Source organism: Paenibacillus albicereus (genome assembly GCF_012676905.1).
Classification (GTDB): domain Bacteria; phylum Bacillota; class Bacilli; order Paenibacillales; family Paenibacillaceae; genus Paenibacillus_O; species Paenibacillus_O albicereus.
Genome location: NZ_CP051428.1, coordinates 1,120,497 through 1,144,220 on the forward strand (window position 1 = coordinate 1,120,497; position 23,724 = coordinate 1,144,220).

Genomic DNA, 23,724 nt, shown 5'->3' on the forward strand with positions numbered 1-23,724 from the left:
GCTAATGGGCTTCATGTGTAGCGTCCTGCAGGCGTGAAGTCGAATAAATCGAGCTGCCATGCTCGTTCTCCAGCGCATCCGCCTCATTTCGCTCTAGCACCGCAAAGCAGGCTGGCGTATACTGGTTATAACTTATCCAACTTGTCTGACAACCTGACTAATTGACGGAGAGGTGCAAGCATGAACGTATCCTTATTCATCACCTGCCTGAGCGATGCGATCTATCCTCGGGTCGGCGAGGCGATGGCGCGCATCCTGGCGCGGCAAGGCGTCAGGCTGGACTTTCCAAAGGTCCAAACCTGCTGCGGCCAGCCGGCGTACAACAGCGGCTACTGGGATGAGGCGCGCAAGACCGCGCGGACGATCCTCGCGGCATTCCGGGACAGCGACTTCGTCGTCTCGCCGTCCGGCTCCTGCACGTACATGCTCCATCACTACGAGGAGCTGTTCAAGGACGAGCCGGAGGCGCTGCGCCAGGCGCGGGAGCTCCGCGCCAAAACCTTTGAGTTCACGCAATTCCTCGTGCAGGTGCTTGGCGTGACGGACATCGGTGCGAGCTTTCCGCATAAGGTGACGTACCATCCGTCCTGCCACGGCAGCCGGCTGCTCGGCGTCAAGGAGGAGCCGCTTGAGCTGCTGCGCGGGGTCGAAGGGCTGCAGCTCGTGCCGCTGCCGTTCGCCGAGGACTGCTGCGGATTCGGCGGCACGTTCGCGGTCAAGATGGCCGACATCTCCGGCGCGATGGTGATGGAAAAGACCGATCATGTGAAGGAGACGGAAGCCGAGGTACTCGTCGGTCTCGACATGGCCTGCCTCATGAACATCGCCGGCAGCCTGCGTCGACGGGGCGAGCCGGTGCGCGTGCTGCACCTGGCCGAGCTGCTGGAGGAAGGGGCGACAGCCGGATGAGCAGGGAAACGGAGTCCAAATCCGGAAGCGCCGGCCAGACGGGAGCCAACCACGCCGCCCCGTCCCGCGTCGATACGCGCACGAGCCCCGCCGCCCCGTCCCGCGCCGAGCCGCGCGCGACGCCGCGTGCCAAGCACCTCGCCAAGCCGCAGCCGGACACGGTTCGCGAGCGCGCCGGGCTGGCGCTGAACAACGAGTTCCTGCGTCAGGCGGTCAAATTCACGACCGAGCGGCTGCGCTCGGGCAAAAAGGCCGCGTCCGAGGCGCACGGCCATTGGGACGAGTGGCGCGAGCAGGGACGGCAGATCCGGCTTCATACGATCGCGCATCTGGACTATTACCTGAGCCTGTTCGCGGACAACGCGCGGGCGAACGGCGTGCACGTGCATTTCGCGTCGACCGCCGAGGAGGCGGTGTCGCTGTCGCTCGCGATCGCGGAGTCGGCCGGAGCGCGCTCGGTCGTCAAGTCCAAGTCGATGGTCACCGAGGAGCTCCATCTGAACCAGGCGCTGGAATCGATCGGCGTCGAGGCGGTGGAGACGGACCTCGGCGAGTACATCATCCAGCTGGCGGGCGAGACGCCGTCGCATATCATCATCCCGGCGATCCACAAGAACCGCTATCAGATCGCCGAGCTGCTGTCGGCCGAGGCGGGCGAGACGCTGCCGCCGGATACGACGATGCTCGCGGGCTTCGTGCGGCGCAAGCTGCGGGAGAAGTTCCTGGAGGCGGACATCGGCATGACCGGGTGCAACTTCGCGATCGCGGAGACGGGCTCGATGGTGCTGTTCGAAAACGAAGGCAACGCCCGCATGGTGTCGACCGTGCCGAAAATGCAGATCACCCTCATGGGGATGGAGCGGATTATTCCCTCCTGGGAGGATCTGGAGACGATGGCGACGCTGCTGCCGCGCTCGGCCACCGGCCAGAGGCTGACCGTCTACATGTCGGGCATCACCGGGCCGAAGAGGCCGGACGACGCCGACGGGCCGGAGGAGATGCACCTCATCATCCTCGACAACGGGCGCTCCAACCAGCTCGGCGATCCGGAATTCCAGGAGCTCCTCAACTGCATCCGCTGCGGCGCGTGCCTGAACGCCTGTCCGGTGTATCGCCACATCGGCGGCCATGCTTACGGCGGCACTTACAGCGGGCCGATCGGAGCGGTGCTGACGCCGGCGCTCCAGAGCAACGTCGCCGAGTGGGACGACATCGCGAGCGCATCGAGCCTGTGCGGCGCCTGTTACGAGGCGTGCCCGGTCAAGATTCCGCTGCATGACATGCTCGTGTCGCTGCGGCGGCGCAAGGTCGAGGCCGGCCGTGCCGATCCGCTGGAGACGCTCGCGATGAAAGGCTTCGGAGCGGTCGTCGGCAGCGCCGGCCTCATGAGCGCGGCGCTGGCGGCGGGACGGGTCGGCCAGCGGCTCGTCGCCCGCGGCGGCGAGATTCGGCTGCGGGTCGGGCCGCTCAAGGGCTGGAACAGCTATCGCGTGACGCCGACGTTGGCGAAGCAGCCGTTCCGCAAGCGGTGGAGCACGCTGGAGCAGGAGCTGGCGGCGGAGCTGCGGGAGATGGATCCGGCGGTGAAAAGACGGCTGGAGCAGATGGCGCGCCGGGGCGGCCGCGAAGGAGGAGACGCGCATGAGTGAGGATAGGAGGCGGCAGGAAACCGAGGCCGCAGGCGGCGCGAGCGCCGGAACCGGCCGGGCGTCGGCCGCGCCGGCCCGCGAAAGCGCGGCGGCGTCGGAGGCGGACGCGCAGGCCGCCGCGAGCCGGGGCGAGTGGCTGCGCGAGCTGGAGGCGCAGTCCAAGCTGCGCCAGCAGACGTTCCTGGACGGCATCGCGGCCAAGCTCGGACGGCCGCGGCAGCTGGAGCGGCCGCATCAGCCGCGGCGCGGCGCCCCGGCGTTCTGGCGCGAGTTCCAGTGGAGCCCGGAGGAGCGGGCGGCCAGGCTGCGCGAGCATTTCGAGGCGGCCGGAGGCAAGCTGGCGGAGCTGCCGGATCTGGAGGCGGCGGGCCGCTTCATCGCCGAGCAGGCGCGGGAGATGACGGCGCGGCGCATCCTGCGCCAGGACGAGGCGGAGCTCGCGCAGCTCGGCCTGGAGTCCGCGCTCCGGCCCGAAGGCGGCGAGGTCCGCGTCTGGAACGAGGACGGCGGAGGCCGCGAGCGCTGGCTGCCGGAGGCGGCGGAAGCCGACTTCGGCGTCGTGCTCGCCGACGGAGCGGCGGCGTACACCGGCACGGTGTGCGTCCGCTCCGCTCCCGATAAGGGGCGCAGCGTCAGCCTGCTGCCGACGGCGCTGTTCGTCGTGCTGCCGCGCGAGCGGCTGGCGACCCGCCTCGGCGAGCTGCTGCTGCCGCTCGACGAGGCGGGGCGGGAGGCGATGCCGGCTGGCGTTCATTTCATCTCCGGACCGAGCCGCTCGGCGGATATCGAGAACGATCTGACGATCGGCGTGCACGGCCCCGGCATTGTCACGATCCTGCTCATCGGGTAGCATGGAGGGCAAAGGGGGACGGCAGCCGTGGATGTAAAGCCGCTGAACAAGCAGAATCATTATGAAGCGATCGCCGGGCAGCTCCGCCGGCTGATCGACGACGGCGCCGTCGGGCCGGGCGACAAGCTGCCCTCGGCTCGCGAGCTGTCGGAGCGCTTCGGCGTCGGTCGGTCGACGATGCGGGAGGCGTTGAGCGCGCTCAAGGCGATGGGCTACATCGACATCCGCCAGGGAGGCGGCAGCGTCGTCCGGCCGCCGGAGGAGCGGACAGGCGGCATGCCGCCGCTGCTCGCCGCCGCCGGCGCGACGCGCGAGGAGCTGCTGGAGCTGCTGGAGGCGAGGCGCTCGCTGGAGCTGGCCAACGTCGCGCTCGCGGCCCGCAAGCGCGGCGCCGACGATGTGGCCCGGCTGCGCGAGCTGGCCGAGGGCATGAGGAGCACGCTCGGCGACGATCTCGAGGGCGAGCGCTACGACATGGAATTCCACCTGGCGCTGGCCCATGCGACCGGCAACCGCATGATGGCGCGGCTGTACGAGTCGCTGATGGCGCCGATCGAGCGGGCGATCCGCGCCGTGCGCCGGACGGAGCTGTATGCGAGCCGCGAGGTCGCGGAGCGGCTCGCCGGCGCGCATGAGCGCATCCTGCAGGCGGTGGAGGCGGGCGACGAAGCGCTCGCCGCCGCCGAGATGCAGGCGCATCTGGAGCATGTGGAGCAGATCGTGATGAAGCATCTTTGATTCCGGGTAAGGAAAAAGATCGATCATCGTGGAAGAGGGGCTGAGCGCATGGAAGGCAAAACGACGATTCGCTGGGGCATCATGGGGCCGGGCGGCATATCGGAAGGCTTCGCCAAGGATCTCGCGCACGCGGAAGGAGCGGAGATCGCGGCCGTGGCCGGGCGCGATCCGGATAAGACCGAGGCATTCGCCAGCAAGCACGGCATACCGAAGACGCATGCGGGCATCGAGGAGCTGGCCGCCGATCCCGAGGTGGACCTCATCTATATCGGCACCGTCCATCCCGTGCACAAGGAGCAGGCGCTCGCCGCGCTGGCGGCGGGCAAGCCGGTGCTGTGCGAGAAGCCGCTGGCGATGGACGCGGAGGAGGCTCGAGAGATCGCCCGCATGGCCGAGTCCAAGGGCGTGTTCGTCATGGAGGCGATGTGGACGCGCTTCCTGCCGGCGATCCGCCAGGTGCGGCAGTGGCTGGACGAAGGGGCGATCGGCGAAGTGCGGCTGCTCAAGGCCGAGTTCGGCTTCGACGCCGGCTGGAATCCGGATGGGCGGCTGCTGAACAAGGAGCTCGGCGGCGGCACGCTGCTCGATGCCGGCATCTACCCCGTCTCGTTCGCTTCGTTCGTCTTCGGGGAGCAGCCGGAGCGGATCGAGAGCATCGCGCGCATCGGCGAGACGGGCGTGGACGAACTGTTCTCGCTGCTGTTCGGCTACGGCGACGGCCGCGCGGCTTCGCTCCACGGCTCGATCCGGCTGGAGATGGAGAACGACGCTTGGATCTACGGCACCAAGGGCCGCATCCGCATCCCCGGCTTCCTCTGGAGCCGCGGGGCGGAGCTCCGCGTCAAAGGCGAGGAGCCGGTCGTCTTCAAGGACGACCGCGTCTGCAACGGCTATGCGTTCGAGGCGGAAGAGGCGATGGACGCCCTGCGCGAGGGGCGGACGACCAGCGAGATCATGCCGATCGCTGAGAGCGTACGCATCCTGGAGACGATGGACCGGATTCGCGCCCAGTGGGGACTGGCCTATTGAACGAGCCGGCTTGCGCTCGGCTTGAAGAATCCCGCCCGCGGATAGCTCGGCCGGGCAGGGTTCTTTTTTGATTTCTTTCGAGCGGCCGTCACGACGGCTTCGCGGCCCCTCTCCATCCACTCCAGGTGCTGCGCAGGGAGGGGCCATCCGGCGACTGATTGTGGTTCAGATCCATCCACGAACCGATTCAGATCATGGCAACGAAACTCAGCGACGCTATTTCGCTGTTAACAGCCATTAAGATTTCTTTAACGAAACGGACAAGCGCTATTCATGCTCTAAAGCAGTATTTTAAAGAATATTCCGCAAATAGCGCTTGTGAGTTTCGCTAGAGTTTTAATTTGTTCCAAAGAGCACGAATAGCGTCTGTGAGTATCGTTGCAGTAGGAATCCGAAGGAGGTTGCAGCAGCAATCCGAGGGAGGCGGTCTCCGTTCTCGAAATAAGCCGCCGCGAGGGGTTCCATGGGGAGCGGCCTGTCCATCGAGTGCCAGCCATTTTAATGGCTGGATAATGAAAGGCGGTCAGGATCGTTTTCTGTCGGATCGAATCAAAGTGCCATTTCTCCGAATGGGAGCGGCTTGAGGAAGAGGGCGGCCAAGCCTAAACTGAAAGCGTTACCAAAATAACGCTTCAGAGGAGGAGAATCATGGGCTTCATCCAGAAAGGGAAAGGCAAGATGCTGGCGCTGGCTGCCGCGGCAGCCGTCCTGGCCGGAGCGCTGCTGCCGTCCGCCGCTCCGGCGGATGCCGCGCTCGCTGCGCGCAACCTGCCGGCTGGCGGCAAGGTGCTCGTCTTCATGGGGCAGGACAGCTCGACGCTCAGCGACTACAAGGCCGTGCTGAACGCGGACGCTTCGCTGCCGCGGCCCGGAGGGGTCACGCTGTACACGAACCTGATCGCCGGCGGCACTCCGGCGCCGCTCGCCGGCATGTACGGCAGCGCGAACTGGGGAGCCGGCGACGTCAACTTCGACACGACGCTGGCGCAGTATCCCGGAGCGGCGCTCGCGGTCGGGCTGTACCTGTCGGACGCGACGGCCGGCTGCGGCAACCAGCCGCTGCGCGCGATCATCGGCCGCAACGACGCCGACGTGACGGCAGGCAATCCGAACCTCATCTCGACGTACCGGGGCTACGTGGACCAGCTGGTGGACAAGCTCAAGAGCTACGACCGCCAGGTGTTCCTGCGCATCGGCTACGAGTACGACGGCCCTTGGAACTGCTACAATTCCGACTTCTACAAGGAAGCGTTCCGCTATATTAAAGGGCGCATCGACGCGCTCGGCGCGACGAAGGTGGCGACCGTATGGCAGTCGGCGGCATGGCCGCTGAACGCCAATACGGACCATCCGGAGTGGAACTACATCGTCACGGCGGCGAACCATTTCGACGCCTGGTACCCTGGCGACGCCTACGTCGACTGGGTGTCCCTGTCCTCGTTCTACAACGCCGGCTCAAAGGCGACGCAGTGGGGCGGCACGGCGGTCGACGCCGATCCGGTCGCGCTGCAGAACCGGGTGCTCGACTTCGCCCGCGCGCACGGCAAGCCGGTCATGATCGCCGAGGCGGCTCCGCAGGGCTACCAGACCGGAGCGCTTACCAAGAGCTCCATCATGACCAAGCAGCCGCAGGCGACGACGGCGCAGACGATCTGGCAGGAATGGTATGCCTCGTTCTTCGCCTACATCCGCGCCAACAGCGACATCATCCGCGCCGTTTCCTACATCAACACGAACTGGGACTCGCAGCCGAACTGGATGTGCCAGACGGGCGCCTCCGCGGGCGGCGCCGGCTGCGCGAACGGCAACTGGGGCGACTCGCGCGTGCAGGCCAACCCGACGATCCTCGCGAGCTTTAAGAGCGAGCTGAGCTCGAGTTTGTATGTGAACGGCAGTGGAGGCCCGATGCCGACGCCAACCGCCACTCCAACCGCGACGCCAACCGCCACGCCAAGCCCGACCGCCACCCCGACGCCGACGCCAAGCCCGACCGCCACCCCGACGCCGACCGTCACGCCGACGCCGACAGGCGCGCCGTCCGCCTCGATTCCAGGCACGGTATCGGCCTCGGTCGGCGCGATTGCGAACGGAACGACCCGCTCCTGGACCGTGAACGCCACGCAGTCGGGCAACTACAAGTTCTCCATCGCCAGCACCTCGGCGGCGAGCAGCCAGCTGATCGACGTCACGCTCGGCGGCACGACGCTGACGCAGGCGATCGATGCCAATTCGACGCTGACCGTCTATTTCAACGGCGTCACAGCCGGCTCCAAGACGTTTTCCATCCAGGCGCGAAGCGGCTCCGTCTCGATCGGTTCCGTCTCGGCCGTCCTCAACTGAAGCCCTGCCCACAGGCATCCGGTCTCCCGACCGGATGCCTGTGCTATTTTTCCGAACGATTTTCACATCGGACCCTCTGTGAAGCGTTTGCAAATCCGGTATAGTGAAAGAAAAAGGGCGGAGGCTTCCCATGCAGCAACGCATCTTCGGCACGACCCGCTCCCAGATCTTCCTCGGCTTCAGCGCGGCGATGCTGCTCGTGCTGGCGCTGACGTTCTCGCTGTCGTACGTCTCCGTCTCGCGCGTGCTGGAACGCAATGCCGGCCTCTACGCCGAGGAGATCGCCGGACAGATCAACGGCCGGCTGGACGCTATGCTCGAGCAGGTCGACATGCTCACGCTGGAGCTCGTCTCGGACAGCCGCGTGCAGCGCCTGCTCTGGAACGAGAAGCTCGGCCGGCCGGCGACCGAGCAGGAGCAGCTAGGCGAGATCCGGCCGATGCTCGTCCATACGGCGAGCTTTTCCCGCCTCATCCGCACCATCGACCTGTACTCGACGCGGCGCGCGCTCTACCCGCTCGGCAACGGCACGCTGCAGGAGCAGGTCGACGAGGACTGGATCCGGCTCGCGGACGAGAGCTCGGGCCGCTTCGTCTGGATCGGGCAGAAGCCCGGCGAGCCCGACACGCTGCTCGGCATCCGGCAGATCAGGCTGGAGAAGGACGACTACAAGGGCGGCGGCTACATCGTCGTCGCCGTCTCGGCCGCGCTGCTCGATTTCGTCGAGGGGACGGTCGCGCAGATGGAGGGCAGCTCGGTGTTCATCCTCGATCAGAAGGACGACATCCTCTCCTCCCGGCAGCATGCCGGAATGAAAGTATCCGGGGAGGAGCTCGCCCGGCCGGGCGGCAAGCTGCACGTCGCCGGGCAGACGTATGCGAAGGTCAGCCTCGCGGAGGAGCTCACCGGCTGGACCGTCGTCGTCCTGCTCCCTCAGGACAAGATCACCGAGGGCGTCTCCGTCCTCCAGTCGGCGCTGCTCGCCGCCTGCGCGGCCGGCCTCGTGCTGTTCCTGCTCGGAGCGTACGTGCTCTCGACGTTGATCACCGGCCCGCTGCGCAAGCTGACGCGCGTCATGCGCAAGGCGAGGAGCGGCGAGTTCGCGCCTAATCCGGAGACGTACGCCAACCGAGAGATCAACGACCTCAACCTGACCTACAACCGGATGATCGACAGCCTGCACACGCTGATCGACGAGGTGTACCGGGAGCAGATCGTGCGCATGCAGTCGGAGCTGAGGGCGCTGCACGCCCAGCTCGACCCGCATTTCCTGTTCAACACGCTGGAGGCGTTCTATTGGCAGCTGATCGAGAACGGACAGGACCGCCAGGCGGCCCATGTGCTGCGGCTGGCCGACCTGTTCCGTTATGCGATTCGCCGAGAGGGAGAGCGGGACTTCGTCCCGCTGGAGGCGGAGCTGGCGCATGTGGCCAACTACTTGCAGCTGATGGAGATGAGGCTCGGAGAGCGCCTCGCCTGGAGCCTTTCCCTGCCGGAGGAGCTGAAGGCGGTCGAGGTGCCGAAGCTGCTCGTGCAGCCGATCGTGGAGAATGCGGTCGTGCACGGGCTGGAGAAGTCCATCCGCCCGGTGCGCATCCGGGTGGAGGCGTTGCGCGGGCCCGATGGCGTCGCCGTCGTCGTCCGGGACGACGGAGCAGGCATGGACGCCGACCGGCTGGAGCGCGTGCGCAGCCGGCTGGCCGGCCTGCGCGACGCTCCCGGAGCGGACGCGGAGAGGAGCGGCATCGGCTTGACGCATGTGCATCGCATGCTGCGCATGTATTACGGGCCGGAGTACGGTGCGGAGATCGCGAGCCGGCCGGATCAGGGCACGAGCGTCATCCTGAAGCTGCCGGAGCCAGGTAAAGGGAAAGAGGAGGGACGAGGATGAGGGTGCTGATCGTCGACGATGAGCGCATGACGCGCCGGGGCATCCAGCTCACGCTGGAGCGCCATTTCAAAGGCTCGCTGGAGCTGGAGTTGGCGGAGCATGGCGAGATGGCGCTGCTGGCGATGCAGGAGCGGGGGGCCGATCTGCTGCTGACGGACGTGCGCATGCCGGGCATGACCGGCGTCGAGCTGCTGGAGGAGCTGGCGCGCCGGGGCCTGTCCACGACGTCCATCCTGCTCACCGGCTACGCGGAATTCGAGTATGCGAGAGCGGCGCTGCGGCTCGGAGCCTGCAACTACCTGCTCAAGCCGCTCGACCAGGCGAAGCTGATCGAGGCGGTGGAGGACGGGCTGGCGAGGAGCTTGGAGTCCAGCAGGATGCGTCGCTCGATGAAGCTGTACGACGAGCGGCTCGGCGACGGAATCCGGGAGGGAGGCCTGGCGCCCGGCAGCTCCTCGATCGACCAGGCCTGCGCGTACATGGAGGAGCATCTGGCGGACGCCCTGGCGCTCAAGGAGGTGGCCGCCGCCGTCCATCTCAGTCCGAGCTACTTCAGCGTGCTGTTCAAGCAGGAGCGGGGCGTCACGTTCAGCGAGTACGCTTCGAGGCTCCGTCATCGCCGCGCCAAGGAGCTGCTGCTGACGACGCGCTCGGACATCCTGCTGATCGCGGAGGAGGCAGGCTACCAGTCCGCCAGCTATTTCATCAAGGTGTTCAAGGAACGGGAGGGCATGACGCCGCGCCAATACCGGGAAGCCTGCGGCAAGCCATGAGAGTGCTATTATGGCGAATCGGAGTCTCATCGCGTCCGGTACGCCCCTTGCTATACTGAAAGCGTACTCAAACCTAGAACTCACAAGGGGATGACCAGACGATGAAGCGATGGAGCAAGGCGCTGCTGCCGGTTCTCGCGCTCGGCCTCGCCGTTGCCGGATGCGGCGGCAGCGGCAACGGAAACGGCGGCGCGGACGCGGGCGGAGCCGCGAACGAGGCGGCGGACGCGGGAGGCGCGGCGGAGCCGGCCAAGAAAGTCGAGCTCACGCTGTGGAGCTTCGAGGCCCGCGATCCGCATAAGACGATCAACCAGAAGGCCATCGAGAAATTCAACGCGGAGCACCCGAACATCAAGCTCAAGGCTGAATTTTTCGACGACGAGTCGTTCAAGCAGAAGATCAAGGTCGCGATGGCCGGCAACCGGATGCCGGACCTGTTCACCTACTGGTCCGGCGACCAGCTGCGCACGCTCGTCGACGGCGGCGTGGCCGGCGATCTGACCGAGCAGCTCAGCGCGGATGCCGCCTTCAAGGACAGCATCCTCCCGGGCGGGCTGGAGTCGTTCTCCTACGACGGCAAGAACTACGCGGTGCCGCTGGCGATGAACGCGGTCATGATTTACTACAACAAGGAGATCTTCGAGAAGAACGGCCTGCAGCCGCCGGCGACGTGGAGCGACCTCGAGACCGCCGTGCAGAAGCTGAACGAAGCCAAGGTCATCCCGATCGCGGTCGCGGGCAAGGACCGCTGGCCGGTGCTCCACTGGTTCTCCTATCTGGCGCAGCGCATCGGCGGCGACGAGCCGTTCCAGGCTGCCGCGGCCGGCACGTCGGACTTCACGGATCCGTCCTTCATTGAGGCGGGACAAAAGCTGAGCAAGCTGGCCGCCGCCGACAAAGGCTTCGTGAACGGCTTCCTAGGCCTCGACTACGGAGCCGCCGAAGCGCTGTTCACGCAAGGCAAGGCGGCCATGTACATGCAGGGCGACTGGGCGGTCGCCGGCTTCGTCAAGGACGACGCCTTCGCCGCCAAGGTCGGATTCGTCCCGTTCCCGACCGCGGAGGGCGGCAAGAGCGACCAGACGACGTTCCAGGGAGGCTTCGGCTTCGGCTACGCGATGTCGTCCAAGGCGGACAAGGCGGCGGCCTACGAGGCGATCAAGTTCCTCAGCAGCCCGCAGACGCGCAGCGAGATTTCCGAGCAGGCCGGCACGATCCAGCCGTTCAAGGACGTGCAGCTCGACCAGGCCTCGATGAAGCCGCTCGCCTACGAGGTGATGAGCTTCATCTCGGCCAACGCCAAGGGCTTCTTCCCTTACTATGACCAGGGCCTCGATCCGAAGCGCTCGGAGGCGATGCTGAACGCGGTCGTATCGATCGCCAGCAAGCCGGACGCCGACGTCAAGGCGGAGCTGGAGAAGGTGAAGAAATAAGCGGCTGCGCAGCCGCATGACATCCGGGTCCTGATCCGTCCGCCCCGCATGCCGGGGCGGGCCGGCAGGATCTTTTTTTCAGTCAGGAGGAGGAATCTCATGCTCGAAAAAGGATGGAGAAGGGCGCTGGGCGGCACGGTGTTCATCGGCCCGGCCGGGCTCGTCTACCTGCTCATGGTGCTCGTGCCGATCTTCATGAGCTTCTATTACAGCCTGTTCCAGTGGAACGGCATCGCGCCGAAGGTGTTCGCAGGCGCGGACAACCTGCGGCGGCTGCTGGAGGACGAGATGATCCGCAAGACGCTGTGGAACTCGGTGAAGCTGACGTTCTGGGCGGTCGCCATCCAGCTGCCCGTCGGCATGCTGCTGGCCGTGCTGCTGTCCGGACGGATCCGCGGCGGGAATTTCTTCAAGACGGTCTACTTCTTCCCGGTCATGCTGTCCACGGCGGTGCTCGGCATCCTGTGGGGCCAGATCTACGATCCGAACATCGGCCTGCTCAACCAGGCGCTGACGCATCTGGGCCTCGATTCGTGGGCGCAGACATGGCTCGGCGACGAACGCACCTCGCTCGGCTCGGTCATCGCCGTCGTCGCCTGGCAGTATGTCGGCTTCTACGTCGTCGTCTACTTCTCGGCGCTGCAGAACGTGCCGGAGGACCTGACCGAGTCCGCGACCATCGAAGGCGCGGGTCCGCTGCAGCTGCTGCTGCGCATCAAGCTGCCGCTCATCTGGCCGGTCATCACGTTTACGATCCTGAACGCCGTCGTCAACTCGCTGCGCTACTTCGACCTCATCTACATCATGACGGCAGGCGGTCCGAACGGCTCGAGCGAGGTCATCGCTTCCTACATGTACAAGCAGGCGTTCCAGTTTCTGGACTACGGCTACGGCAGCGCCGTGTCGGTGTTCCTGTTCGCCTTCAGCCTGCTGATCGCGCTGCTGCTCGGACGGCTCATGCGCCGCGAGACCGTTCAATACTGATGGACCGAAAGGAGCCGTTTGCCATGCCTCAGCCCGCTCAAGCCCGGTCGGCCGCAAGGCCGGAGCCGGTCGCCGGAGCTCCGCTGCGCGGGAGCGCCTGGTCCCGCCTGCTTGTCTATGCCGTCCTGATCGTCAATCTGGCGCTCACCGGCTACCCGTTCGTCTGGATGCTGCTGTCGGCGTTCAAGACGAACATGGCTTATTACGAAGACCCTTGGGGACTGCCGTCGGCGTGGAGCTTCGAGAACTATGCCCGCGCCTGGGAGCTCGGCGTCAAGGACTACCTGCTCAACAGCGTCGTCATCACGGCGTCCACCGTGCTGGTGCAGCTGGCGGTCGCCTCGATGATCGCCTTCTATCTGGCGCGCCGGCCGTTCCGGGGGTCGGGCGCCGTGCTCGGCATCTTCCTGCTCGGGATGATGCTGCCGACGCAGAGCACGCTCATCCCGCTCTACCTCATGATCAGCCAGACGCCGCTCATGGGGACGCTGTTCTCGCTGCTGTTCCCTTATGTCGGATTCGGCCTGCCGATGGCCGTCTTCCTCCTTTTCGGCTATTTCTCCCAGATGCCGCGGGAGATGGAGGAGGCGTCGATGATCGACGGCTGCGGGCTGTATCGCAGCTTCTGGCATCTGTATCTGCCGCTGTCGAGACCGATCCTGACGACGGTGACGATCCTCTCGACGTTCGGCGTCTGGAACGACTTCGTCCTTCCGCTGATCTTCATCTCCGAGGACAGCCTGCGCACGCTGCCGCTCGGCCTGTTCTCCTTCCGCGGCGGCTATACGACGGAGTACGCCACGATCAGCGCCGCGCTCGTCCTGGCCACGCTGCCTGTCATCGCACTCTACCTGTCGCTGCAGAAATACATCGAGAAGGGCATGACCGCCGGCGCAGTCAAAGGCTGACGATCGGCAGAGCGACAACGAAAGGAGCTTTCCGCCATGACAACCACCATCCGGAATCCGGTGCTCCGGGGCTTCCACCCGGACCCGTCGATCCTCCGCGTCGGAGACGACTATTACCTGGCCGTCTCGACGTTCGAATGGCATCCCGGCGTCCGCCTCTTCCACTCCCGCGACCTCGTCCGCTGGCGGCTGCTCGGATCAGCGCTCGGCGAGAAGCGGCTGCTCGACCTGACCGGCGTCCCCGACTCCGGCGGCGTCTGGGCTCCGTGCCTGAGCTATGCGGATGGCGTCTATTATCTGGCGTTCACGAATGTAAGAAGCCTCGCCGGCGCGTTCAAGGACACGCCGAACTATGTGGTCACGGCGCCGCATCCGTCCGGCCCGTGGTCCGATCCGGTCTATCTCAACAGCAGCGGCTTCGATCCATCGCTGTTCCATGACGAGGACGGACGGACGTGGCTGCTGAACATGGTCTGGGACCACCGCAGCGGCCGCAATCCGTTCCACGGCATCCTGCTGCAGGAGTATTCGCCGAGAGAGCGGCGGCTGCTCGGCGAGCCGCAGATCATCTTCCGCGGGACCGAGCTCGGCTGCACGGAAGGTCCGCATCTGTACCGCAAGGACGGCTGGTACTATCTCGTCATCGCCGAAGGCGGCACGGGCTATGCGCACGCGGTGACGGTCGCCCGCTCGCGGACGATCGAGGGGCCGTACGAGCCCGATTCCGCCGGTCCCGCGCTGACGTCGGCCGGCTCGCCAAGAGCGGCGCTCCAGAAGGCGGGGCACGGCTGTCTCGTCGAGACGCAAGGAGGCGAATGGTACCTGGCCCATCTTTGCGCGAGGCCGCTGCGGCCGGGAGCGGAATGCCCGCTCGGCCGCGAGACCGCGCTGCAGCGCATCGCCTGGGCGGACGGCTGGCCGCGCGTCGAGGGAGGCCCGGAGCCGAGCGCGAGCGTCGCCGGTCCGGCGCTGGAGCCGCATCCGTGGCCGGAGCCGGAGCTTCCCGAGCTGGACGGCTTCGATGCCGGCAAGCTGCATGCCGGCTACTCGACGCTGCGCGAGCCGGCGGACGCAAGCTGGCTCAGCCTGAGCGAGCGCCCCGGCTGGCTCCGGCTGCGCGGACGGGAGTCGCTGCAGTCGCATCACCGCACGAGCCTCGTCGCCCGCCGCCTGACGGAGCTGGAGGCGCAAGCCGAGACCTGGCTCGAGTTCTCGCCGCGGCATTTCCAGCAGCTGGCCGGGCTTGTCCTTTACTACAACAGCAAGAACCACTACTACCTGCGGGTCAGCCGCGACGAAGAGCGGGGCCTCGGCGTCAACGTGCTGGCTGTCGCGGACGGCCGCTATCGGGAGCTGCTGGAGCAGGACGTGCCGATTCCCGAGGAAGGCCCGGTCGGACTGCGGGCGGACATCCGCGGCGGCCAGGTGCAGTTCCAGATCCGGCTGCCTGAGGAGGGAGCGGACGATGGAGCAGCCTGGGCGGCTGGCGACGGGGAGCTCGGCGAGGCGGGCAAGCGGCCGGCTCGCAAGACGCCGGACGGGGAGTCCGGCAAGCCAGGCGACGGCCCGGGCCGAGAGGCCGCTTGGACGCCGGTCGGCGAGGCGCTGCCGCTGGCTCAGCTGTCCGACGAGCGCGCCACCCGAGAGGAAGGCGGCTTCTTCACCGACTGGGGCTTCACCGGGACGTTCGTCGGCGTATGCGTCCAGGACCTGAGCGGAGCCGGTCGGACGGCTGACTTCGCCTCGCTGCGGCTGTCCGTCCGCGATGCTACGGCGTAGTCTCGCCATGCGGACGGTCGGAGGCCTCGAAAATGTAGGGGCCAGATGCTCCTGCGACGGCCCGTATTGCCGCGGGGCAGGCAGCCGCCGAAGAGGAGGCTGAGCAAGCGTGCCGGCAGGGCCTGACGCCATGGACATGCCGAAAAGCCTGCGGACCCCAGCGGTCCGCAGGCTTTTCGGCTTGCAATCTAGATTCCCTTCATCCGCCGCTCCTGGCTGATGGCGTACGCCTCGCGGCGAAAGCTCAAGATCGGGTCGGGGGTGATCTCGATGCCATCGCCGGTGGCGGTCGGATCCATGAGCAGGCCGGCCGGCTCGTCCGTCAGCTCTGTGATCGACAGATGGCCGAGGTCGATCGTCGGCCGGTCGGCCGGCCAGCGAGCGGTCGAGTCGTCGACCGGATCCCACGGCTCGCCGAGGGCGGCGCGCAGCGTGAAGCCGGCCGGCAGCTTCTCCAGCCGCTCCCGCAGCTCCTCCTCCAGGTAATCCTTGCCCGCCACCGCCGTCTTCAGCAGCGGCAGATAGGCTTCCTCCGCATCCGGGATCCATTCGTACTTGACCGGCTGCTTGCGCCCCTGGCCGTCGACGAAGTAGAACGCATGGATGGAATGGTACGGCACGGAGGCGAAGCTCGCCGGCGGCTTCAGCTCGGAGAGGATCGTCAGCGCCTCGGCGGCGTGGGGGAACCGGCCGAGCAGGCCGCTGAGCCTGTCCTTGACGGAGACGCCTTCGCGGGCCATGTCCCGGGCGGCGAGCATCATTTCCAGGAACGACTCCGGCGTGCGGGCGACGAATACGGAGGCCGTCACCGCCACGATGACCGGCTTCACGCCGGCGGCATCGGGGCGTTGGAGCTGCACGGCCATTCCTTTGGCGGGGGACAGCAGGTCCTTCGTCGCCGGGTCGGAGGCGCTGCCTGAAAAGCGCACGAGAGCTTCGCTCGGCTCCCGCTGCAGATGCGCAGCGCCGGTCAGCCGGGCGGCTTCGCCGCTAGGCGTGAACACGCCGCGGGCGCAGATGCCGCGGGCATGCGCGCGGCGCTGGCCGGGGTGGGTGCCGGCCAGCTCCTCGATGGCGTCGACCGAGCGGGCGGGCAGCTCGGCGGGGGAGGGCATCGGTTCTTTCGGTGCGGTCATGGCGATTCTCCTTTGCGGACGGGATGGTCGGATCTCCTCCTTCTACCCGCTGCGCCGCATTGTCCAATCGCCTCGCCTTGTTTTACAGGCCGACGGCGCGGAACGCGTTGGTCAACCCGTAGCGGAGCTAAAGGCCGACGGCGCGGAATGCGTTCGTCACCGACGTCACATAGGAAGAGCTCGTGCCGTACAGGTCCTTCGCCGCTTGGATGGTGGCGTTCTTGGCGGAAGCGAACGTCGACGTCGACGTCAGGTAGTAGGCGACCGTGTTGTAGAAGATGTTCACGGCCGCGTCGCGGCCGATGCCGGCGACGGTCACGCCGTTGTGGGTGCCGCCTTGGGCGATCAGGTAGAACGCTTTGTTCGTGATGCCGCTGTTCGTATGGACGCCGCCGTTGTCGGCCGTGCCGGTGTAGCGGTTGGCGTAATGGTCCGGCTGGCCGTAGAGCGTCGGGTTGGACATCGAGCGCAGCGCGTCGCCGGCGACTCCCGGCGTGTAGATATCGTCGCCGATCAGCCAGTTTTTCCCCTGGATCGTATTGCCGAGCACGTCCGCATAGGATTCGTTGAGCGCGCCGGATTCATTCAGGTAGCGCAGGTTCGACGTATATTCGATGACGCCGTGCGACAGCTCGTGGCCGATGACGTCGAGATCGCCGGAGAGCGAAGTGAACGTCCTTCCGTCTCCATCGCCGAAGACGATCTGCGAGCCGTTCCAGAACGCATTGTTGTAGTTCGTGCTGTAGTGGACCGTGGAACGGATCGCCATGCCGTTGCCGTCGAGGCTGTTGCGTCCGAACTTGGTTTTGAAGAAGTCGTACACCTGGCCGGCATAGGCATGCGCATCGACCGCGGCGCGGTCTGACCAGACGTTGTCGCTGTCGGTCAGAATCGTGCCCGGCAGGGAGGTGCGGTTCGAGGCGGTGTACGTCGTGATGCCGTTGCCGCGTGTCGTATCCTTCAGCTGATAGGTGCTTCCCGACAGTGTCGTCTGGAACGTCTTCGTATCGCCGAGCACGCCGGTGCCCGTGCCGGTCGCATGCTGCAGCAGATCGTACTGCAGCACGATCTGGCCGTCGACGGCGTCGATCAGATAGCGGGTACGGAGCGCTTCGGGCTCCAGCACGTTGACTTCCGTCTCATAGACGAGATTGCTCGCGCCATTTTCGGCATAGACGAACAGCTGCGCGGAAGGCGCCTTTTCCGATGCTCCGAGACTGCCGATCCGCGAGGCGGCTTCTGCGGAAGCGACGGCGATTGCGTCGCTTGGGCTGAGCACTGGCTGGAGCGCCTTGGCGGCGAACTGCTCCTGCTTCTTGGACGGGAGGACGGCGCCGAGGAACGAGGTGACCTTGCCGGATTTGCTGTCGACGTGGATCGTCTGGTCGCCGCCGTAGACCGGGATTCCGTTCACGACTTGCTGGAGGCGGAAGTGCTCGACGCCGGAGGCGGCGTCGACCGTCTTGTCCTTGATTTGGAAGGCGGTCTTGAGCTCGGCAGTCGTCAGACCGAGCTTCGTCTGCTGGCTGCGGAGGAACGCCCATACTTTCTCCTCGGAGGTGCCGCCTGCGGCAGAGGCATTGGCATCGCCGCCGATGAATTGAGGCGTGAGCGAATCCTCGGGAATGACGCTCATCGTCGGAGCGGCGTTAACCAAAGAAACGGATGAAAGCAGCAAAATGCTCCCCAGCAGGGCTGAAACGGTTCTTTTCATAAAATAAATTCACTCCAATTCGGTTATAATGGTTGCTTGATTAAATAAATGGTTAAACGCATAAAAATGTAATTTATTATTTTCCTCCCTTCATTTATTCGGCAATAAATCTTGATAATAGCGATGTTGTGGCCGTGGGAATAAATCTATCATGGAGGAAAGAGTTCGTAAATACAGAAAATTCTAAAAAGTAACAATTGATTCTTTAGCCGTGAAATGCCGCTCCGACATAGAGGCATCTCATCTTTAAGTCCCGAGGAGGATGCGGAGAAATAGGCCGAAAGGTAGAATGAGGAAGAAATTGCTTTTTTCGGTTGAAGCGTTAAATCTATGGCTTTGGATGCTTGCCACGAGGCTGGAGGGCTCGAATACCGTCGATTCGTAGGGGAAAATCAATCAAAAAAGTTGATAATTTCTGTGGGAATAGAGGGAATTAATGCAGAAGAAGAGGGTTGCCGATGAAGGAGTGCGACCCGGAGGAAGGCAGCTTCGGCTCATCCGAGCTGCTGGCGGCGTGGTTCCGCAAGCCTGCCGGCTCGAGCTGACTCCTCCGGAACGATGCTCCTATCGCCGTCAAAAGCAAGGTCAAGCTCCAGCTTCTCCCGCTTCGGCCCACAGGTCCCCGTACCGAATCACGACGCCGTGCGGGTCCGTCTCCAGATCGGTAGCGAACGAGGAGCTGCGGTAGCGGTAGCTGCTGACCCCGATCCGCTCGTAGCTCTGCTCCAAAGGCTGCACCTCCAGCAAAGGAAGGCGAATCCATGCGGCGCGCACGGTCGCAGCTTGTCCCGGCTCCAGCCGCAGCCGGCGGATCGGCAGCGTGTTCGTCGCCGGCGTCAGCTCGAAGTCGACGTCGACGATGCCCGCGAGCTCCGGGAGCTCCCGTCCGCCGCTCCGCCAGCGCTGCTCCTTGTCTACCGACAGCTTCAGGCGGCGCGGCTCCCCTCCTGATTCCAGGAGCACCTCGACCTCGCGCGTATGCCAGCTCTCATCGCAGCGGACCGAGTACGTCGCGCTCAGCGCTCTGCCGTCGATGATGCCGGCGACCGTACCGTCCAGCCTGAATCCGCTGTCGGTCCGCGACAGCCGGAAGTGCTCCAGGCAAGGGAGGTCCCGCCTCCTCCAGACTCGCTCTTCCACCAGATCCAGATTGCTGTTGTTCCTCATCGTTTTCGTTGCCTCCTCCAGAGAATTGAAAAAGCGCCGGAAGCGAATGCTTCCGGCGCGGATAGGGAAAAATCTTACTTCTGCTCGCTGAGCATCTGGCGCAGAACGGTCTGCAGGATGCCGCCGTTGCGGTAGTAGTCGACCTCCACGAGGGAGTCCAGACGTACCGTAACCTGGAACTGGAAGCTGCTTCCGTCCTCGCGCGTCGCGGTGACGGTCACTTTGTCGCCTGGCTTCACGTCGTTCGTCAGACCCTCGATGTCGAACGTCTCGCGGCCGGTGATGCCGAGCGTCTTCCAGCCTTGGCCTTCCTGGAAGCAGAGCGGCAGGACGCCCATGCCGACGAGGTTCGCGCGGTGGATCCGCTCGAAGCTCTCGGTGATGACGGCTTTCACGCCGAGCAGGAACGTGCCCTTGGCGGCCCAGTCGCGGGAGCTGCCGGTGCCGTATTCCTTGCCGCCGATGACGATCAGATTCGTCTTGTCGGCTTGGTACTTCATCGAGCCTTCGTAGACGGACGTCACTTCATCGGTAGGCAGGTAGGTCGTGAAGCTGCCCTCGGTGCCCGGAGCGACCTGGTTGCGGATGCGGATGTTCGCGAACGTGCCGCGCACCATGACCTCGTGATGGCCGCGACGGGAGCCGTAGGAGTTGAAGTCCTTCTTCTCCACGCCGTGCTCGAGCAGGTACTTGCCGCCCGGATAGTCGGCGCGGATGCTGCCGGCCGGGGAGATGTGGTCCGTCGTCACGGAGTCGCCCATCAGCAGCAGCGTCTTGGCATGCTTGATGTCCGCGACGTCGCGGATGCCGTCGGCCAGGTTCTCGAAGAACGGCGGGTTGGCGATGTAGGTGGAGTCCTCATCCCATGCGTACAGCTCGCCTTCCGGCACCGGAATCTGGTTCCAGCGCTCGTTGTGCGTGTAGACGTTGTCGTACTTGTCGCGGAACATCTGCGGCGTGATCGCGGCGCTGGCGGCATTGGCGATTTCCTCGGAGGAAGGCCAGATGTCGCGCAGGTAGACCGGCTCGCCTTGCTGATCGTGGCCGATCGGCTCGTTCGCGAAGTCGATGTTGACCGTGCCGGCCAGGGCATAGGCGACGACGAGCGGCGGGGACGCCAGGTAGTTCGCCTTGATCTGGGCATGGATGCGGCCTTCGAAGTTCCGGTTGCCGGACAGGACGGCCGCGACGGTCATGTCGTTGTCGGCGATCGCCTGGCTGATCTCGTCAGGCAGCGGGCCGGAGTTGCCGATGCACGTCGCGCAGCCGTAGCCGGCCACGTAGAAGCCGAGCTTCTCCAGGTAAGGCAGCAGGCCGGACTTCGTCAGGTAGTCGGTGACGACGAGCGATCCCGGCGTCAGGGAGCTCTTGACGTATTCCGGCTTCACGAGTCCTTTTTCCACCGCTTTTTTAGCGACGAGGCCAGCGCCCAGCATGACGCTCGGGTTGGACGTGTTCGTGCAGCTCGTGATGGCGGCGAGAACGACCGCGCCCGTGCCCATCTGACTGACTTTGCCGTTGTTGTGCTTCACTTCGACGACTTCTTCGATCTTGACGTCGGAGAGGCCGTAGCCGCCCTTGTCGACCGGAGTGCGGACCGTGTTGCTCCATGCTTCCTTCATGGCGGTCAGCTCGATGCGGTCCTGCGGACGCTTCGGACCGGCCAGGGAAGGCACGATCGTGGACAGGTCGAGCTCGATGACGTCCGTGAACGACGGATCCGGCGTATCGTCGGTGCGGAACATGCCTTGCGCCTTGTAGTACGCTTCGACGAGCTCGATCTGCTCCTCGGTGCGGCCCGTCTGGCGGAGGAAGTTCAGCGTGATCGCGTCGACCGGGAAGAAGCCGACCGTAGCGCCGTATTCCGGAGCCATGTTGGCGACCGTCGCGCGGTCCGGCAGGCTGATGTTGGACAGGCCAGGGCCGAAGAACTCGACGAACTTGCCGACGACGCCGCGCTTGCGGAGAATTTCGGTGACGGTCAGCGCCAGGTCGGTCGCGGTCGCGCCTTCGGCGAGCATGCCCGTCAGCTTGAAGCCGATGACTTCAGGAGCGACGAAGTACAGCGGCTGGCCGAGCATGCCGGCTTCCGCCTCGATGCCGCCGACGCCCCAGCCGACGACGCCCAGGCCGTTGATCATCGTCGTGTGGGAGTCGGTGCCGACGAGGGAATCCGGGAAGACGACCGTCTCGCCGTCGATGACCTTGGTCGCGGCTACGGAAGCGAGGTACTCCAGGTTGACCTGGTGGACGATGCCCGTATCCGGCGGCACGGCGCGGAAGTTGTCGAACGCGGTCTGCGCCCAGCGGAAGAACTTGTAGCGCTCGGCGTTGCGCTCGAACTCGATGCGCTGGTTGATCTCAAGCGCGTCCGGCGAGCCGAACGCGTCGACCATGACGGAGTGGTCGATGACGAGGTCGACCGGCACGAGCGGGTTGATCTTCTTCGGATCTCCGCCGTTTTTCTTGACGGTCTCGCGCATGGCGGCCAGGTCGACGACGACCGGCACGCCGGTGAGATCCTGCAGCACGATGCGCGCAGGAATGAATGGAATCTCCTTGTCCTCGCGCTTCTCGGCCCAGTTCATGAGCTGCTTGACGTGGTCGGCGGTAATGCCGCGGCCGTCGAACTGGCGGATGGCGCCCTCGAGCAGGACTTTCATGGAGACAGGCAGCTTGGAGATGGATCCGTGTCCCTTTTCTTCCAGGCCTTCCAGGCGGTAGTACGTGTACGACTTGCCGCCGACTTCCAGCGTGGAACGGACAGAATACTGGTTCTGCAATGGCATCAGGCTTATGCTCCCCTCAGGCGGATTTGCAATTGTTGAAACGAAAGTGTGGGCTGCGGGAGCGTCGGGTGGCGACTCCGGGCAGGTGCGTGAAACGCGGCCGGCCGGGCATGACGAAGCGCCGGCGCATGAACCTGCCGGCAATACAGGCATCGGTCAGGCATGGTTTCACACAGTAAAACTTCATTTCAAAAACCGCTTTACCTTATTATAAACGGAACAAAGCGGATTCGTAAAGGGATGAAAGCTGAATCCAGACGGCTTTTCCATACGTATGAGAGCGTCATGGCCCGCTTAGTATTTGCAGTTGCAGGGCCGGATGATTATGATGTGGGGAACAGCAATACTTGGCATAACGGGAGGGAGCTTTTTGGACCAAATCCAGCAGGAGCGCCAGGAAGAAGCGCGCTTCAATCGATTCCGCACCTTTTTCATCAACAACAAGTTCGTCCTCTTTCTGCTCGTCCTGCTTCTGGTCAGCGTCAACGTCTATATCCTGGCGCATATCACGTTCGTCTTCGCGCCGCTGATCGTCCTCATGAAGACGGTCCTGCTGCCGCTGCTGCTGGCCGGCGTCGCCTATTATCTGCTCAATCCGCTCGTCGACTGGATGGAGAAGAGAGGCATGAAGCGGGGATGGATCATCGCGGCGCTCTATGTCGTCATCCTCGGCCTGCTGACGCTGCTGATAACGATCGTCGTGCCGGTCGTGCGGGAACAGGTCCAAGGGCTGATCGAAAACGTGCCCGCCTATACGAAATACGTGCAGGATACGTTCGCGAAATACCTCGGCAACGATACGTTGACGGAGCTCCAGAATGAGTTCAACTTCGACCCGCAGCAGATCGCGCGGGAGCTGTCCCAACGCGCCGGCGCGATCGTGCAGACGACGCTGACCAACATCGGCGGCTTCCTCGGCACCGTGACGGAGTTCGTGCTCGCGCTCGTGACGCTGCCGTTCATCCTGTTCTACATGCTCAAGGACGGCCGCAAGCTGCCGGAGTTCATTCTCAAGCTGCTGCCGACGGGACTGCGCCCCGAGACGAAGCGCGTGCTGAGCGAGTCCAACGATCAGATCAGCTCGTACATCCGCGGCCAGATCATCGTCAGCATCTGCATCGGCTGCCTGCTGTACATCGGCTATCTCATCATCGGACTCGAATACTCGCTCATCCTGGCGATCGTCGCCGCGTGCACGGCCGTCGTGCCGTACATCGGCCCGGCGATCGCCATTACGCCCGCGCTGGTCGTGGCGGCGTTCACCTCGCCGATCATGCTGCTCAAGATGATCGCCGTCTGGACGATCGTGCAGCTGATCGAGGGCAAGTTCATCTCGCCGCAAGTGATGGGCAAGACGCTGAAGATCCATCCGATCACGATCATCTTCGTCATCCTGACCTCGGGCAAGCTGTTCGGCATCCTCGGCATCATCCTCGCCGTACCCGGCTACGCCGTGCTCAAGGTATTCGTCACGCATCTGTTCAAATGGTTCATGGTCAACTCCAAGCTGTACGGCCCCGAGCCGGAATACAAGATTCTCGGCGTCAAGCGGGACTCGGACCTGCTCCCATGATGCCATGAAAAAAAGACGCTCAGCCGACTGGCGCTGAACGTCTTTTCATTTTCTCAGAGGCC

Annotated in this window: 17 protein-coding genes; 13 read left to right on the plus strand and 4 right to left on the minus strand. The window is 64.9% G+C overall.

Going from position 1 to position 23,724, the window contains the following annotated elements:
* Positions 1–180 precede the first annotated feature (180 nt).
* The 12 genes from HGI30_RS04985 (at position 181) to HGI30_RS05040 (ending at position 15,283) form a co-directional block, all read left to right on the plus strand.
* Positions 181–909, plus strand: a complete 729-nt coding sequence (locus tag HGI30_RS04985; RefSeq protein ID WP_168906633.1) for a (Fe-S)-binding protein — start codon at positions 181–183, stop codon at positions 907–909.
* Positions 906–2,558: a LutB/LldF family L-lactate oxidation iron-sulfur protein gene (locus tag HGI30_RS04990; protein ID WP_168906634.1), complete on the plus strand. Its 1,653-nt coding sequence runs from the start codon at positions 906–908 to the stop codon at positions 2,556–2,558. Before HGI30_RS04985 ends, HGI30_RS04990 begins: the two co-directional genes overlap by 4 nt.
* Positions 2,551–3,408: a LutC/YkgG family protein gene (locus HGI30_RS04995; RefSeq protein ID WP_206110022.1), complete on the plus strand. Its 858-nt coding sequence runs from the start codon at positions 2,551–2,553 to the stop codon at positions 3,406–3,408. The genes HGI30_RS04990 and HGI30_RS04995 overlap by 8 nt, the downstream gene beginning before the upstream one ends.
* Before the next feature lie 27 nt (positions 3,409–3,435).
* The gene (locus HGI30_RS05000; RefSeq protein WP_168906635.1) at positions 3,436–4,146 is read left to right on the plus strand and encodes a FadR/GntR family transcriptional regulator; all 711 of its coding nucleotides are present in this window, start codon (positions 3,436–3,438) and stop codon (positions 4,144–4,146) included.
* A 48-nt stretch (positions 4,147–4,194) separates the two neighbouring features.
* A complete protein-coding gene (locus HGI30_RS05005; RefSeq protein WP_168906636.1) occupies positions 4,195–5,175 on the plus strand; it encodes a Gfo/Idh/MocA family protein in 981 nt (326 codons plus the stop codon).
* A gap of 648 nt (positions 5,176–5,823) precedes the next feature.
* Positions 5,824–7,515 carry a glycoside hydrolase family 26 protein gene (locus tag HGI30_RS23015; RefSeq protein WP_206110024.1) on the plus strand — a complete coding sequence of 564 codons (1,692 nt, stop codon included), beginning with the start codon at positions 5,824–5,826 and terminating at the stop codon, positions 7,513–7,515.
* A 130-nt stretch (positions 7,516–7,645) separates the two neighbouring features.
* Positions 7,646–9,406, plus strand: a complete 1,761-nt coding sequence (locus HGI30_RS05015) for a sensor histidine kinase (protein WP_168906637.1) — start codon at positions 7,646–7,648, stop codon at positions 9,404–9,406.
* Complete coding sequence (locus HGI30_RS05020) at positions 9,403–10,179, plus strand: response regulator transcription factor (RefSeq protein ID WP_168906638.1); 777 nt, start codon at positions 9,403–9,405, stop codon at positions 10,177–10,179. The genes HGI30_RS05015 and HGI30_RS05020 overlap by 4 nt, the downstream gene beginning before the upstream one ends.
* A 101-nt stretch (positions 10,180–10,280) precedes the next feature.
* Positions 10,281–11,612, plus strand: a complete 1,332-nt coding sequence (locus tag HGI30_RS05025; RefSeq protein WP_168906639.1) for an ABC transporter substrate-binding protein — start codon at positions 10,281–10,283, stop codon at positions 11,610–11,612.
* Positions 11,613–11,711: 99 nt separating this feature from the next.
* The gene (locus tag HGI30_RS05030) at positions 11,712–12,596 is read left to right on the plus strand and encodes a carbohydrate ABC transporter permease (protein ID WP_168906640.1); all 885 of its coding nucleotides are present in this window, start codon (positions 11,712–11,714) and stop codon (positions 12,594–12,596) included.
* 23 nt (positions 12,597–12,619) lie between these two features.
* Positions 12,620–13,504 carry a carbohydrate ABC transporter permease gene (locus tag HGI30_RS05035; protein ID WP_168906641.1) on the plus strand — a complete coding sequence of 295 codons (885 nt, stop codon included), beginning with the start codon at positions 12,620–12,622 and terminating at the stop codon, positions 13,502–13,504.
* A gap of 36 nt (positions 13,505–13,540) precedes the next feature.
* On the plus strand, positions 13,541–15,283 hold the full coding sequence (locus tag HGI30_RS05040; protein WP_168906642.1) for a glycoside hydrolase family 43 protein: 1,743 nt from the start codon (positions 13,541–13,543) through the stop codon (positions 15,281–15,283).
* 188 nt (positions 15,284–15,471) lie between these two features.
* On the opposite strand, the gene HGI30_RS05045 is transcribed toward HGI30_RS05040, so the two are convergent.
* From HGI30_RS05045 to acnA, 4 genes are all read right to left on the minus strand, one after another.
* Complete coding sequence (locus HGI30_RS05045) at positions 15,472–16,419, minus strand: catalase (protein WP_168906643.1); 948 nt, start codon at positions 16,417–16,419, stop codon at positions 15,472–15,474.
* 127 nt (positions 16,420–16,546) lie between these two features.
* Positions 16,547–18,133, minus strand: coding sequence for a M4 family metallopeptidase (locus HGI30_RS05050; protein WP_168906644.1), 1,587 nt, complete (start codon positions 18,131–18,133; stop codon positions 16,547–16,549).
* A gap of 585 nt (positions 18,134–18,718) precedes the next feature.
* Positions 18,719–19,300 carry a putative glycolipid-binding domain-containing protein gene (locus HGI30_RS05055; protein ID WP_168906645.1) on the minus strand — a complete coding sequence of 194 codons (582 nt, stop codon included), beginning with the start codon at positions 19,298–19,300 and terminating at the stop codon, positions 18,719–18,721.
* Positions 19,301–19,374: 74 nt separating this feature from the next.
* Positions 19,375–22,089 carry an aconitate hydratase AcnA gene (gene acnA, locus HGI30_RS05060; RefSeq protein WP_168906646.1) on the minus strand — a complete coding sequence of 905 codons (2,715 nt, stop codon included), beginning with the start codon at positions 22,087–22,089 and terminating at the stop codon, positions 19,375–19,377.
* Between the two features lie 370 nt (positions 22,090–22,459).
* Between acnA and HGI30_RS05065 the strand changes: the two genes are divergently transcribed.
* Entirely contained in the window at positions 22,460–23,662 is a 1,203-nt protein-coding gene (locus tag HGI30_RS05065) for an AI-2E family transporter (protein WP_328805244.1), read from the plus strand.
* Positions 23,663–23,724: the final 62 nt, after the last annotated feature.